The organism is Rathayibacter sp. AY1C1 (assembly GCF_002932105.1).
GTDB lineage: Bacteria > Actinomycetota > Actinomycetes > Actinomycetales > Microbacteriaceae > Rathayibacter.
Genome location: NZ_PSWH01000003.1, coordinates 1 through 13,944, shown reverse-complemented (window position 1 = coordinate 13,944; position 13,944 = coordinate 1). Strand labels below are relative to the sequence as shown.

The following is a 13,944-nucleotide window of genomic DNA, read 5'->3' as shown; positions in this document are numbered from 1 at the left end:
ACTACAGAGGATGGAAGCCGTTCGAGTCGCTTTTGATCGGGTATGGCTGGGGGAACTTGCTCACACCGGCACCTGCTGGCGGCGTGAGCCTGGCGGCGCGCCTCGGCAACTCGAAGCTCGTTGACCCTCGGCTCCGGGTTGCTGATTGTCTGCTCCGTGGCGCGGAGCTGGCCGTTGGTCTGCCTCTGGATGGTGTCGAGCACTCATCCAGCTCGAGCTGGTTCAAATCGGCAGGAGATCTGCGCGACCGTGCGCCGACACATCCGGGAGGGACGCAAACTGACCTTGATTCACCTTGGGCGAGTAGCCTGATCGTGACGAGCCTCGAATGAAAGGTGCAACGGTTGAGCGATCGAGTGGATCCGGCGGCGTTGTTCCTTGCCATTCCGACGGTCAGCGTTGGATTTATCGTGACGGAAGGCGCGTGGGAGCCTCTCGACGGCCTCCTGGGACTCATCGTCGCCGTGGTCTTGTGGAGCTTCACCTGGCCGCGCGGGAACGAGGTCAGATTTACAAGACGCGAGGCGCTCCCGCACGCGTTGGCATACGGGCTCATTGCGGTGACCGTCTTCTCCTGGCCGCTGCAGATATGGGTGTTGAGTGACGGCAGCCCTCGGTGCAACCACATCGTGCCCAGCATGGATAAGGGCTGCGTTAGATACGCGAACTAATTCGAGGTGGCCGCTAGCCAGGCCACGTTGTGGTCCTTTATCGTCGGCACGATCGTGACGCTCCTCGTTTGTTGCTCCTGCCGGCACGCACCCGGAACGCTTGTGTCGAGAGCCGGCGCGGACGTCGCCGATTAGCGGGACGACCAGATTAGTACTCACTTCGCTGCTGATGCCTCGGCTTCGATAGGGGGCTGGTCACCGCGAATGATCAGCTTCGGGCTACTAAGGCCGTCAGCGTGGAGACTGACACCAAAACTTGCCGCGATGGGGTCTAACATCCCTCAGGTTGCTGAGACACGCGGCCGCCTCGCCTGCAACTCGCTGGGGCTCAACGGATCTCGCGTGCGCGCCCGTCTCAGGAAGACGTCTCGCAGCGGACGTCTCGCTCCGCGCATCTAAGGGAGTTTCCGAGGCGGAGCCGTGCCACGGCGAGTTGGTCTGCTAACGCACGAACGGTAGTTCGTGGCGTTCGGGTGCACCTCGACGCGCTCACCACCGGAGGGATGCACCGTCGGCACGTCTCCGGCGAGACCACCTCGGGGAGCAAGACCGCAGTCGAACGATTCGGGAAGAAAGCGCTCCTCGAAGGAGCCGAGGACGGACACGCCGCCCTCCTGGCACTTCCACGGGCGAGGCCGATTCTCGACCGCTCTACCTGCTTCCGAGACCAGGCTGAGGGAGCGCGGCTTCAGCCGGGTCTCCTCCGAGGTGGGTGGAGAGCGTCTACGTCCCCTCGTCCGAAGGGACGCGCCTATGCCGGCACGCCCCCTCAACCCCTTACTTCCGCCGGTTCAGTACCTTCGTCCCGACCCCCGCGATCGCCGCACCTACGATCGGCGCCACCATGAACACCCACACCTGGCCCAGCGCATCCGGCCCTGCGAACACCGCCGCAGCGATCGACCGCGCCGGATTCACCGACGTGTTGCTCACGGGGATGCTGATCAGGTGCACGAGCGTCAGCGTGAAGCCGATGGCCAGCGGCGCGACGGCCTTGTACTCGCTCTTGGCGGTGACGGAGAGGATGACGGCGACGAAGACGGCGGTCAGGACGATCTCGGTCAGCATCACCGCGCCGAGGCCGAAGCCGCCGGGCGATCCAGCGCCGTAGCCGTTGGAGGCGAAGCCGGAGTCGCGTGCGGCGGCCAGGTAACCGGCGGGGCCGTCGGCGGCGACGAGGAAGACCACTGCGGCTCCGACGAGTCCGCCGAGGATCTGGCTGACGATGTAGCCGGGGATGTGCTTCCACTCGGTGCGGCCGGCGATGGCGAGACCGATGCTGACGGCGGGGTTGAAGTGGCCGCCGGAGATGTGGCCGACGGCGTAGATGCCGGCCATCACGGTGAGGCCGAAGGCGAGGGCGACGCCGAGGAAGCCGACTCCGAGGGCATTGCCGGAGTCGGGGAAGGCGGAGGCGAAGACCGCGGTGCCGACGCCGCCGGCGACCAGAAGGAAGGTGCCGAACGCCTCCGACGCGTAGCGGGCTCCGGCCGAGTACTGCTCGGCGTGCTCGGTGCGCTGCTCGCTCGTGGTGCGGCTGGCGGTGTGGGGGCGGGCCATGATCGTTCTCTCTCTCGGGTCGGGGGAGTGCTTGCGGGGTCACCGGGCTCCGGGACACTCCAGCACCAGGCGGACGCGCCGGAGTCGGGACGCGGAGGGCTCTCAGATTCCGCCGTACGACGGTTCCGTGAGCGGCCTGGAGCCACTCGCTCGGCGGCCATCCCGGGCGCCCCTGCACAGGCGTCCGACACCGTAGCGATCGGCCGCCGCGTCCACGTCCCAGCACCGGGGACAGGCGGGAATCACGCCCCAGGTGGCACGAGCACCGCCTCATCCACCTCCCTCTTCTCCTCCGCGCACCACCCTGCTACGGTGCTCTGAACCGGTTTACAAAACCGGTTCAGACGCGGCGACGAGCGAAGGAGCTCCCATGGCGGGCAGACCGACGATCCTCGACGTCGCGCGCGAGGCCGGCGTGAGCAAGGCGCTCGTCTCGTTCGCGCTCAACGACCGGCCGGGCGTCTCGCCCGACTCCCGCGAGCGGATCCTCCGGGTCGCCGCCGAGCTCGGCTACCGGCCCAGCCTCACGGCCCGCTCCCTCTCCACCAGCGTCTCCTTCGCGGTGGGCCTCGTCGTGGCGCGCGACCCGGCGGTCATCGCGGCCGACCCGTTCTTCCCCTCCTTCATCTCGGGAGTGGAGCGGGTGCTCGCCGAGCGCGGCCGCGTGCTGGTGCTCAGCGTCGTCGACCCGGGCGCCTCCGAGGAGGCCGTCTACCGCACGCTCGCGGCCGACCGCCGCGTCGACGGCGTGTTCCTCACCGACCTCCGGCAGGACGACTCCCGGCCGGCGCTGCTCGCCGAGCTGCAGATCCCGGCCGTCACGCTCGGGCGCCTCGAGGGCTCCTCCTCACCCGCCGTCGTGATGGACGACTCGGCCGGGATCGCCGACGCCGTCCGGCACCTGGCGGAGCTCGGCCACCGCCGCATCGCCCACGTCGCGGGGCCGGACCACCTGCTCCACTCCTCCCGCCGCCGCGAAGCCTTCACGCGGGCCTGCACCGACGCGGGGCTCAAGCCCACCGCGCTCGTCGCCACCGACTTCAGCGCGGAGCAGGGTGCGGCGGCCACGGAGCGGCTCCTCGACAGCCCGACCCCGCCCACCGCGATCGTCTTCGGCAACGACCCCATGGCCATCGCCGGCCTCGGGGTCGCTCACGCCCGCGGGCTCCGGCTCCCCGACGACCTCTCGATCACGGGCTTCGACGACTCCGAGATCGCCGCCCACGTCTACCCGTCGCTGACCTCGGCCCGCACGCGCCCCGCGCGCTGGGGCGAGGAGGCCGCCCGCACGCTGCTCGACCTCATCGAGTCCGGCAGCGCCCCCGACGTCGACCTCGAGCCCGCCGGGCTCGTGGTGCGCCACTCGACCGCTCCTCCGCGGCCGTCGACCCACTGAAGACGCGTGCGCACCGTCGCGCACGCCGGACAAGGAGAACACCATGGCCCCCTCGACGACGAGACGCTGGCTGACCGGGATCGCCACCGCCTCCCTCGCGACCCTCGCCCTCACCGCCTGCAGCGGCGGTGGCGGAGCGTCGACCGACCTCACCGCCACCGGCCCGATCACCATCTGGTACTCGAACAACGAGCAGGAGGTGCAGTGGGGCAAGGCGATGGTCGACGCGTGGAACGCGGACCACCCGGACGAGGAGATCACCGGGCAGGAGATCCCCGCGGGCAAGAGCAGCGAGGAGGTCATCGGAGCGGCGATCACGGCCGGCAACGCGCCGTGCCTCGTCTTCAACACGGCCCCCAGCGCGGTCGGCCAGTTCGAGCGCCAGGGCGGACTCGTCGACCTGTCGAAGTTCGACGGCGGCGCCGACTACATCGAGACCCGCAGCGGCGACCTCGCCGAGCAGTACCAGAACGCCGACGGCGAGTACTTCCAGATGCCGTGGAAGAGCAACCCGGTCGTCATCTTCTACAACAAGGACCTCTTCGCGAAGGCGGGACTCGACCCCGAGAACCCGTCGCTGTCGACCTACGACGACTTCCTCGCCACGTCGAAGACGCTGGTTGAGTCGGGAGCCGCGCCCGCCGCGATCCAGCCCGCGCCCACCAGCGAGTTCTTCCAGACCCAGTTCGACTTCATGCCGCTCTACGCCGCGGCCACCGGAGGGACGAGCCTCGTCGAGGACGGCAAGGCTACCTTCGCCGACGACGAGGGCTACGAGGTCGCCGACTTCTGGAAGAGCCTCTACGACCGGGGCCTCGCCGGCCGCGAGCAGTACCAGGGCGACGCCTTCGCCGACGGCCAGGCCGCGATGTCGATCGTCGGCCCGTGGGCGGTCTCGGTCTACGACGACCTGAACTGGGGCTCCGTCTCGGTGCCCACCCCCGACGGCACGCCCGCTGAGGACACCTGGACCTTCAGCGACGCGAAGAACGTCGGCCTCTACTCCGCCTGCGCCAACAAGGGCACCGCCTGGGAGGTGCTGAAGTTCGCGACCAGCGAGGAGCAGGACCGCTCGCTGCTCGAGACCACCGGCCAGATGCCGCTGCGCACCGACCTGCAGACCACCTACGCCGACTACTTCGAGGCGAACCCCGCCTACCAGCGCTTCGGCGACCAGGCGAGCCGCACCATCGAGGTGCCGTCGGGGCCGAACACGGTGCAGATGCTGCAGGCGATCCGCGACGCGTGGGGCAAGACGGTCATCTTCGGCGAGGGCGACGTGAAGTCGGCGCTCGACGGAGCGGCCGAGACCGTCACCGGGCTCGCCGGCCAGCAGTGACCCGGCCGTGACCACCCTCACCCGCCGGCCCGCGCCGGCCGGGGCGCCGGGGAAGCGGAGCCTCCTGCACCGCGTCCTCGGGCCCCAGCCCCTCGGGCTGCTGTTCGGCAGCCCCTACCTCCTCTTTGTGCTCGCGGTCTTCGCGTTCCCGGTCGTCTACTCGGTCTGGATCGCGTTCCACGACTTCTTCTTCGCAGCTCCCGGCGTGCAGGTGGAGCGGCCGTTCGTCGGGCTCGACAACTTCGTCACGGCGTTCTCGAGCCCGCAGGTCATCCGCTCGTTCGGCAACATCGGGATCTTCCTGGTCATCAACGTGCCGCTGACGGTGGTGCTCTCGCTCCTGCTCGCCGCGGCGCTCGACAAGGTCGTGCACCTGCGGACGTTCCTCCGCGTCAGCTTCTACGTGCCCTACGTCACGGCGAGCGTCGCGGTCGTCGGCGTGTGGCTGTTCCTCTTCAACGGGAACGGGCTGGTCAACAGCCTCCTCGGGCCGCTCGCGCCGAACCCGTCGTGGCTGATCAACGAGCAGCTCGCGATGCCGATCATCGCGCTCTACGTCACCTGGAAGCAGCTCGGGTTCTACATCCTGCTGTACCTGGCGGCGCTGCAGAACGTGCCGAAGGAGCTCTACGAGTCGGCCTCGACCGACGGCGCCGGACGCATCCGCCAGTTCTGGTCGGTGACCGTGCCGAGCGTGCGGCCGGCGACCCTCCTGGTGCTGCTGGTGTCGACCGTCACCGGGGCGAACCTCTTCACCGAGCCCTACCTCCTCACCGGCGGAGGCGGCCCGAACGGCGCGTCCGCCTCGCCCGTGCTGCTGATGTACCAGCTCGGGATCCAGCAGGGGCAGCCCGACGTGGCCTCGGCCATCGGCGTGGTCCTGGTGCTGCTGGTGCTGGTCATCGCCTATCTGCAGAACCGCTTCGCGGGGGAGAGGAACTCATGAGCACCCTGTCCAGTGCCGGAGGCGCCGCCTCGGCCGTGCCCGCCGCCACAGCCCCGGAGACGTCGCCGCGGAGGCGCCCCGTCGGCTCGAGCCGCGGAGCCGTGATCCTGCGGGGAGTGGTGCTCGCGATCGGCGCGATCGTCTTCCTCTTCCCCTTCTACTACATGATCGTCGGCTCCCTGCAGACGGATCCGGACCCGACGCTGGCGGGAGCGATCCCGGAGCCGGGCAACCTCACGCTCGACAACTACGTCAACGTGAACGAGCGGATCAGCCTGCTCACCGGCCTGGTCAACTCCGGGATCTTCACCGGCGGAGTGCTGCTGTGCACGGTGTTCTTCGGCGTCCTCGCCGGCTACGCGCTGGCGATGCTGCAGTGGCGGGGGCGCAACGCGGTGTTCGCGCTCGCCCTGCTGGTGCAGGTCATCCCGTTCCAGCTGCTGCAGATCCCGCTCTACGTGCTGATCGCGCGCGACTACGGCCTCGCGGACAGCCACCTCGGGATGATCCTGCCGTTCGCCATCAACTCGACGGCGGTGATCATCTTCCGGCAGTACTTCCTGCAGCTCCCCAAGGAGCTGTTCGAGGCGGCCCGGATCGACGGCGCCGGCGAGCTGAAGCTGCTGTGGACCATCGCGCTCCCGCTGGTGCGGCCCGCGCTGGTGACCGCCGTGCTGCTGACCTTCATCGGCCCCTGGAACGAGTTCCTCTGGCCGTTCCTCATCACCAAGGACGCGTCGCTGCAGCCGCTCGCCGTGTCCCTGGCCAACTACATCTCGAACGTGGCGTCGTCGACCGACAACCCGTTCGGGGCGATCCTCGCGGGAGCCGTCGTGCTCGCCGCGCCCGTCGTGGTGCTGTTCATCGTGTTCCAGCGCTACTTCGTCTCGACCGATCTCGGATCCGGAGTGAAAGGCTGACCATGTCTCCCACCCTCACCACTGTCCCCTACCGTCTCGAGCGCGTCGGCGTCGTGATGGAGCCCGCCCCGGGCGACGAGCTCGAAGCCGAGGGGGTGCTCAACCCCGGCAGCGGCCGCGGACCCGACGGCGAGCTCTACCTCCTGCCCCGGATGGTCGCCGCCGGCAACGTCTCCCGCGTGGGGCTCGCCCGCGTGATCGTCGAGGGCGGCGTGCCCGTCGGAGTCGAGCGCGAGGGCGTCGTGCTCGCGCCCGACCGCGGCTTCGAGCGCGGCGCGCACAACGCAGGCGTGGAGGATCCGCGGATCACCTTCATCGAGGCGCTCGGCCTGCACGTGATGACCTACGTCGCCTACGGGCCGCTCGGGCCCCGGACGGCGCTCGCCGTGTCCGAGGATCTCCGCGCCTGGCGGCGCCTGGGCCCGGTGACCTTCGCCTACGACGACGCGCTCGACATCGACCTGGGCCTGTTCCACAACAAGGACTGCGTGTTCTTCCCCGAGATCGTCGAAGCACCGGACGGCACGCGCTCGTTCGCCGTGCTGCACCGGCCGATGTGGGACCTCGGCGAGACGCGGCCGGGCGAGGGCGTGCGCCTCCCGGCCGGGATCGAGGACCCGCGGCAGAGCATCTGGATCAGCTACGTGCCGGTGGACGAGGTGGACCGGGATCTGGCGAACCTCACGCGTTGGACCCGGCACCGGTTCCTCGCCGGCCCGGAGTTCCCGTTCGAGGAGCTGAAGGTCGGCGGCGGCCCCGCGCCGCTGCGCGTGCCCGAGGGGTGGCTGCTCATCCACCACGGGGTGACCGGAGTGATCGACAGCGCCTTCGCGCAGCAGCAGCACGTGAACTACTCGGCCGGAGCGATCCTCCTCGACGGCGACGACCCGTCGCGGGTGATCGCGCGCACCGCCGAGCCGCTGCTCGAGGCCGAGACGGAGGAGGAGCGCAGCGGGATCGTCCCGAACGTCGTCTTCCCGACGGCGATCGAGGAGATCGACGGGCAGCACTACGTCTTCTACGGCATGGCCGACTCGAAGATCGGCGCGGCCCGCCTCGTCCGCACGGACGGCTGACGCCGCTGATCGAGTCCGCCGGCGCCTCCCGCTGATCGAGCAGCCCGTATCGCGGGCCTATCGAGATCCGCCCCTCACACCCCACCCAAGGAGAGTTCGATGACGAACACGCTCACCAGATCGGCGGCCGTCCTGGCCGCCGCCGCCCTCACCGTCGGGGGCCTCGCCCTCGGCGCGACCCCCGCACAGGCGGCCGAGCCGCTGACGAACACGGCGCACCTCGACTTCCTCCTCGACACCGCCACTCCGGTGCCCGAGCCCGGCCACACCACCTACCGGCTCGACGAGGAGCCGACCCTGGTGATGCCGTGGACCTACGCCGACGCCCGCGACGGCGGCACCTTCGAGCGCGTGGGCGGCGGCCGCCTCGATCCGGCGACCGGCGACTACGAGCAGGGCGCGTTCAACACCGACGACATCTCGCGCGCCGCGGTCGTCTACCTCCGCCACTGGCAGCAGACCGGGTCGACCGAGAGCCGCGAGAAGGCCTTCGAGACGCTCCGCGCCCTCGCCTACTTCCAGACCACTGAGGGCGACGACGCCGGGAACGTGGTGCTCTGGATGCAGACCGACGGGGAGCTCAACGCGAGCGCCGAGCCGGTCGAGCTGCCGGACCCGAGCGACTCCGAGGACAGCTACTGGCTCGCCCGCACGCTCTGGGCGCTCGGCGAGGGCTACGCGGCGTTCCGCGACACGGACCCGGAGTTCGCCGCCTTCCTGCAGGAGCGGCTGCGCCTCGGCGTCGCGGCGGTCGACCGCGAGGTGCTCACGCGCTACGGCGAGTACGCGCAGGCCGACGGCGTGCAGGTGCCGGCCTGGCTGATCGTCGACGGCGCCGACGCCACCTCGGAGGCGCTGCTCGGCCTCTCCGCCTACCTCGAGGCCGCCCCCGACGACTCCGCGGTGCGCACGAGCACGGCCGAGCTCGCCGAGGGCGTCGCCGCCTACGCCCGCACCACGACCACGGAGGCGGACACCACCGCCTGGCCGTACGGCGCGATCCTCCCGTGGACGAAGTCGCGCACGCTCTGGCACTCCTGGTCGTCGCAGATGGCCGGCGGCCTGGCCGCGTCGTCCGCGGCGCTCGACGACTCCTCGCTCCTCGAGCCCGCGCTCGTCGACGGAGCCCGCTTCGCTCCGGAGCTGCTCACCGCCGGCGGCCCGGACAACGGCTGGAACCCTACTCCGACCGACCGCGTGCAGATCGCGTACGGAGCCGACTCCCGCCTGCAGAACTCGCTCGCCCTGGCCGACGCCACCGGCTCCAGCGCCTTCACCGACCTCGCGGCCGTGCAGGGCGCCTGGTTCTTCGGCCTGAACCGCAGCCTCGGCCCGGTCTACGACCCGGCCACCGGAGTCGTCTTCGACGGCGTCCAGGCCGACGGGTCCGTCAACAGCAACAGCGGCGCCGAGAGCACCATCCACGGCCTGCTGGCGATGCTGGCGCTCGACGCGCACCCGGAGGTCGCCGACCGCGCCCGCTCCGTCGCCACCGAGCGCTCGCGCGACGGGCTGACGCTGGTCGAGGCCGAGAGCGCGCGCGGTGGCACCGTCGTCACGCCCGAGTCGTCCTGGACCGGGGAGGCCGGCTGGAGCGGCTCGTACCTCTCGCTGACCGACCCGCGCCGCGCGATCTCGATCCCGATCGGCCCGTCCACGCAGGACCGCGTGGTGGAGGCCGTCATCGACCAGCCGCAGCGAGGCACGGAGCGCACGCCGCTGAGCGTCTGGACGTCGGGGAAGCGGCCGCTCGACCTGCTCCGCTCGACCGTCGGGTCGCAGGGGGTGACGGAGGCGTCGGGCGCGCTGCTCCCGGAGAAGCTCCGCCGCACCGTGCCGACCGGATCGACGAGTGTCCAGGTCCGCCCGCTGAGTGGGCAGACGCGCCTCGACGCGCTGCTGGTGCGCCCGCTGGTGACGCGCCTCGTGGTCGGAGGAGAGGGCGGCCGCACCGAGCTGATCCGCAACTCCACCGACGGAGTGCGCACCACGGCGATCGGCGTCTCGGGCGGCTCCGGCACGCTGCGCGTCTACTCGCAGGACGGCGCGCTCGTGAGCGAGACGTCGCCGTCCGGAGCCGTCTCCGTGCAGCTGCCCGCGCAGGGCTTCGCGGTGCTGGTGGGCTGAGGTCGGCCTGCTGGTCGAGTAGCCGCTACTCGATCGGCAGAGGGCGGTGAGTCCACGGAAGTCGCGGTACTCGCGTTCGAGTACCGCGACTTCTGCGTTCTCGCGGGGCGAGGGCGGCGGGGAGGCGCGCGGCTGGGCGGGGACCAACAAGTGGATGAGAGCGCTCTCTCGAAAACGCTTGACCTCTCCGCGGGGGCGTGCGTAAGCTCGCCGCACACCTCGTGAGAGCGCTCTCACATACGCGGAACAGCACGCGTGAGAGCGCTCGCAGGGGTGCCCCACCACCATCACGAAGGAGTGACCGTGCCCTATTCACGACGCACCAGGATCGCCGCGGCGATCGCCGGCGCCTCGGCCCTCGCCCTGATCGTCACCGGATGCTCGTCGGGATCCGACGCCTCCGAGGGCGGCGAGATCGAGCTGACCGTCACCACGTTCAACGCCATGGGCTTCGACGAGCTCTACGGCGAGTACGAGGACGCCAACCCGGGGATCACCATCGTCCCGAACAACATCGACACCGGCGGCAACGCGCGGACCGACGCGTTCACCAAGCTCGCCGCCGGCTCCGGACTCGCCGACGTCGTCGCCATCGAGGAGGGCTGGCTCGGCTCCGTCATGGAGGTCTCGGACCAGTTCGTCGACCTGCGCGACCACGGCATCGAGGACCGCAAGGCCGACTGGGTCGACTGGAAGTACGAGCAGGCGACCGACCCCGAGGGGCGCGTCATCGGCTACGGCACCGACATCGGACCCGAGGGCCTCTGCTACAACACCGCCGCCTTCGAGGCAGCGGGCATGCCCACCGACCGCGCCGCCGTCGCCGAGATGCTCGGCGGACCGGACGCGACCTGGGACGACTACTTCGCCGCCGGTCAGAAGTACCACGACGCCACCGGCAAGGCCTGGTTCGACCACTCCGGATTCGTCTGGAACGCCATGGTCAACCAGCTGCCCGAGGGGTACTACACCTCCGACGGCGAGCTGAACGTCGAGGGCAACCCGGAGCTCGAGGAGCGCTGGGGCCAGCTGACCGACGCCACCGCCTCCGGCCTCTCGGCCGCGCAGAAGGCGTGGGACTGGAACAAGGGCAAGTCGTTCACCGACCAGACCTTCGCCACCTTCGTCTGCCCGGGCTGGATGTTCGGCACGCTGAAGAGCAACGTCGAGGCCGGCGGCGGGAACGCCGAGGCCACCGGCTGGGACTTCGCCGACGTCTTCCCCGGCGGCCCCGCCAACTGGGGCGGCTCGTTCCTCTCCGTCCCGACCCAGTCGAAGCACCCCGCCGAGGCCGCCGCGCTGGCGTCGTGGCTCAGCGAGCCGGAGCAGCAGCTGAAGGCGTTCGAGGCGGCCGGACCGTTCCCGAGCACCCTCGACGCGCAGAAGGAGCTCGCCTCCGCGGCCGCTCCCGACCCCGGCATGAACGACTCCCCGACCGGCGCGATCCTCGCGCAGCGCGCCGAGGGCGTCGTCGCCCAGTACAAGGGCCCGGACGACTCGCTGATCCAGGAGAACGTCTTCGGACCGGTCCTGCAGAAGGTCGACCGCGGCGAGATCGACGGCAAGGAGGGCTGGAACGAGGCGCTCCAGCTCCTCGGTGAGCTCGTCGACTGATCCGGTCGGGCCGACACCCGGGGGCTGACCCCTCCGGGACGAGGCCCCACCATCACGGGAGGTCCGGCCGCCACCGGACCTCCCGGTCCCCGTGCGGCCGGGCCGCCCGCATCCCGGGCCACCTCGCCGCACGGGAGAAACGCTGCCGCCCGCCGGCCGAGGCCTCTCCGGCCCCGCTGCCCGCGACTCCTCCCGGCCGGCCCCGCCGCACGAGAGACTCCGGCCCCGCCGCCCGAGACCCTCCCGGCCGGCCCCGCCGCACCCCTCCGACTCCGACTCGACCTCGAAGAGAGCGCCATGACGAGCACACTCACCCCGCCGACCACGGCGACGCCCCCCGCGGGGAAGCGGCGCCCGGCGCCCCGACTCCCGCTGACCTTCCGCCAGCGCGCGAGCCGCTTCGACGTGAAGGCCTCGCCCTACCTCTACATCTCGCCGTTCTTCCTGCTCTTCGCGCTCACCGGAGCGTTCCCGCTGGTCTATACGCTCGTCGTGTCGCTCTACGACTGGCAGCTGCTGCAGGGCCAGGGCGACTTCGTCGGGTTCGCGAACTTCGCGGCCGTGCTCGGCGACCGCTTCTTCTGGAACTCGATCGTCAACACGCTGAGCATCTTCCTGCTCTCCACGATCCCGCAGCTCGCCGTCGCGCTGCTGCTCGCAGCCGCCCTCGACCAGGCGCTGCGGGCCAGCACCTTCTGGCGGATGAGCGTCCTGCTGCCGTACATCGTCTCGCCGGTCGCGGTCGCGCTGATCTTCTCGAGCGTGTTCAGCGACCAGGAGGGCCTGATCAACAACCTGATCGGCCTGGTGGGCATCAGCCCGATCGAGTGGACCAACGACCGCCTCGCCAGCCACGTCGCGATCGCGACGATGGTCAACTGGCGCTGGACCGGCTACAACGCCCTCATCCTCCTCGCCGGCATGCAGGCCGTGCCGCGCGAGCTGCACGAGTCGGCCGCGATCGACGGGGCGAACGCGTTCCGCCGCTTCCGCTCGATCACGATCCCCAGCATCCGGCCGACCCTGATCTTCGTGATCATCACCGCCACCATCGGCGGCCTGCAGATCTTCGCCGAGCCGCGCCTGTTCGACGTGTCGAACGCGGGCGGCATCGGCGGGTCGGACCGGCAGTTCCAGACCACCGTCCTCTACCTCTGGGAGATGGCGTTCTTCCGCCAGAACTTCGGCGAGGCGGCCGCGATCGCGTGGCTGCTGTTCCTCCTGATCGTGCTGATCGGCCTGCTGAACTTCGCGATCTCGCGGCGGATCGCCTCCGTCGAGAACCGGATCTCGCAGCGCTCGAAGCGCCGCTCCGCCCGCCCCGCGACCGCCGACGAGATCGCCGCCGCGGACCCCCTGCTCACCACCACCGGCCTCGGCCAGAACGAGAGCGAGCGATGACCGCCCCCGCCACCTCCGCCGCCTTCCCGGTGCGCCGCGTCCGCGCCTCCCGCGCCGGTCGCGTCGACCGGCCCGGCTTCCTCACGTACGGGTTGCTGAGCGCCTTCATCCTCGGCTCGACCTACCCGCTGTGGTGGTCGTTCGTCGTGGCGAGCGGCTCGAACGCGACCCGCAGCGAGACCCTGCCGCTCGTCCCGGGCGGCAACTTCCTCGCCAACGCCTCGCAGGTGCTGACGGCGATCCCGTTCTGGACGGCGCTGCTGAACAGCGTCATCGTCTCGGGGATCATCACGCTGTCGGTCGTGTCGTTCTCGACGCTCGCCGGCTACGCCTTCGCGAAGCTGCGGTTCCGCGGGCGCGACGGCCTGATGATCGGAGTCGTCGCGACCATGGCGATCCCGACGCAGCTGGGCATCATCCCGCTGTTCATCCTGATGCGGCAGCTCGGCTGGACCGGCTCGCTCGGCGCCGTGATCGTGCCGACGCTGGTCACCGCGTTCGGCGTCTTCTTCATGCGGCAGTACCTGGTCGACGTGATCCCGGACGAGCTGATCGAGGCGGCGCGCGTGGACGGAGCGAACCAGTTCCGGACGTTCCTCACCGTCGCCGTCCCGGCGGCACGACCGGCGATGGCGATCCTCGGGCTCTTCACGTTCATGATGGCGTGGACCGACTTCCTCTGGCCGCTGATCGTCCTCAGCCCCACGAATCCGACGCTGCAGACGGCGCTCGCGCAGCTGCAGTCGGGCTACTACGTCGACTACTCGATCGTGCTGGCCGGCGCCGTGCTCTCGGTGATCCCGCTGCTGGTGCTGTTCCTGCTCGCCGGACGCCAGCTCATCGCGGGCATCATGAGCGGAGCGGTGAAGGGCTGACGCCCGGAGACTCCCGCGG

At 70.4% G+C, this 13,944-nt stretch carries 11 protein-coding genes; 10 read left to right on the top strand and 1 reads right to left on the bottom strand.

The window, feature by feature from the left end:
• The first annotated feature begins 344 nt into the window (after positions 1–344).
• Positions 345–671: a hypothetical protein gene (locus tag C5C71_RS02180; RefSeq protein WP_146084409.1), complete on the top strand. Its 327-nt coding sequence runs from the start codon at positions 345–347 to the stop codon at positions 669–671.
• 777 nt (positions 672–1,448) lie between these two features.
• On the opposite strand, the gene aqpZ is transcribed toward C5C71_RS02180, so the two are convergent.
• Positions 1,449–2,231 (bottom strand): aquaporin Z, encoded by a 783-nt coding sequence (gene aqpZ / locus C5C71_RS02175; RefSeq protein WP_104337072.1) that lies wholly within the window; start codon positions 2,229–2,231, stop codon positions 1,449–1,451.
• Between the two features lie 370 nt (positions 2,232–2,601).
• Between aqpZ and C5C71_RS02170 the strand changes: the two genes are divergently transcribed.
• From C5C71_RS02170 to C5C71_RS02130, 9 genes are all read left to right on the top strand, one after another.
• Positions 2,602–3,627 (top strand): LacI family DNA-binding transcriptional regulator, encoded by a 1,026-nt coding sequence (locus C5C71_RS02170; RefSeq protein ID WP_104337071.1) that lies wholly within the window; start codon positions 2,602–2,604, stop codon positions 3,625–3,627.
• A gap of 43 nt (positions 3,628–3,670) precedes the next feature.
• The gene (locus C5C71_RS02165) at positions 3,671–4,966 is read left to right on the top strand and encodes an extracellular solute-binding protein (RefSeq protein ID WP_104337070.1); all 1,296 of its coding nucleotides are present in this window, start codon (positions 3,671–3,673) and stop codon (positions 4,964–4,966) included.
• 7 nt (positions 4,967–4,973) lie between these two features.
• Complete coding sequence (locus C5C71_RS02160; RefSeq protein ID WP_104223956.1) at positions 4,974–5,912, top strand: carbohydrate ABC transporter permease; 939 nt, start codon at positions 4,974–4,976, stop codon at positions 5,910–5,912.
• Complete coding sequence (locus tag C5C71_RS02155; protein WP_104337069.1) at positions 5,909–6,832, top strand: carbohydrate ABC transporter permease; 924 nt, start codon at positions 5,909–5,911, stop codon at positions 6,830–6,832. The genes C5C71_RS02160 and C5C71_RS02155 overlap by 4 nt, the downstream gene beginning before the upstream one ends.
• 2 nt (positions 6,833–6,834) lie before the next feature.
• Positions 6,835–7,908 carry a glycosidase gene (locus C5C71_RS02150; protein WP_104337068.1) on the top strand — a complete coding sequence of 358 codons (1,074 nt, stop codon included), beginning with the start codon at positions 6,835–6,837 and terminating at the stop codon, positions 7,906–7,908.
• 99 nt (positions 7,909–8,007) lie between these two features.
• Positions 8,008–10,035: a hypothetical protein gene (locus C5C71_RS02145; protein ID WP_104337067.1), complete on the top strand. Its 2,028-nt coding sequence runs from the start codon at positions 8,008–8,010 to the stop codon at positions 10,033–10,035.
• Between the two features lie 303 nt (positions 10,036–10,338).
• Complete coding sequence (locus tag C5C71_RS02140) at positions 10,339–11,649, top strand: ABC transporter substrate-binding protein (RefSeq protein ID WP_104224001.1); 1,311 nt, start codon at positions 10,339–10,341, stop codon at positions 11,647–11,649.
• 297 nt (positions 11,650–11,946) lie between these two features.
• Entirely contained in the window at positions 11,947–13,050 is a 1,104-nt protein-coding gene (locus C5C71_RS02135; RefSeq protein WP_104337066.1) for a carbohydrate ABC transporter permease, read from the top strand.
• A complete protein-coding gene (locus C5C71_RS02130; RefSeq protein ID WP_104223961.1) occupies positions 13,047–13,925 on the top strand; it encodes a carbohydrate ABC transporter permease in 879 nt (292 codons plus the stop codon). Before C5C71_RS02135 ends, C5C71_RS02130 begins: the two co-directional genes overlap by 4 nt.
• The last annotated feature ends 19 nt before the right edge of the window (positions 13,926–13,944 follow it).

Excerpts from the sequence above, each read along its gene's own strand:
- aqpZ (WP_104337072.1), bottom strand. The coding sequence starts at position 2,231 with ATGGCCCGCCCCCACACCGCCAGCCGCACCACGAGCGAGCAGCGCACC.
- C5C71_RS02170 (WP_104337071.1), top strand. The coding sequence starts at position 2,602 with ATGGCGGGCAGACCGACGATCCTCGACGTCGCGCGCGAGGCCGGCGTG.
- C5C71_RS02165 (WP_104337070.1), top strand. The coding sequence starts at position 3,671 with ATGGCCCCCTCGACGACGAGACGCTGGCTGACCGGGATCGCCACCGCC.
- C5C71_RS02155 (WP_104337069.1), top strand. The coding sequence starts at position 5,909 with ATGAGCACCCTGTCCAGTGCCGGAGGCGCCGCCTCGGCCGTGCCCGCC.
- C5C71_RS02150 (WP_104337068.1), top strand. The coding sequence starts at position 6,835 with ATGTCTCCCACCCTCACCACTGTCCCCTACCGTCTCGAGCGCGTCGGC.
- C5C71_RS02145 (WP_104337067.1), top strand. The coding sequence starts at position 8,008 with ATGACGAACACGCTCACCAGATCGGCGGCCGTCCTGGCCGCCGCCGCC.
- C5C71_RS02135 (WP_104337066.1), top strand. The coding sequence starts at position 11,947 with ATGACGAGCACACTCACCCCGCCGACCACGGCGACGCCCCCCGCGGGG.
- C5C71_RS02130 (WP_104223961.1), top strand. The coding sequence starts at position 13,047 with ATGACCGCCCCCGCCACCTCCGCCGCCTTCCCGGTGCGCCGCGTCCGC.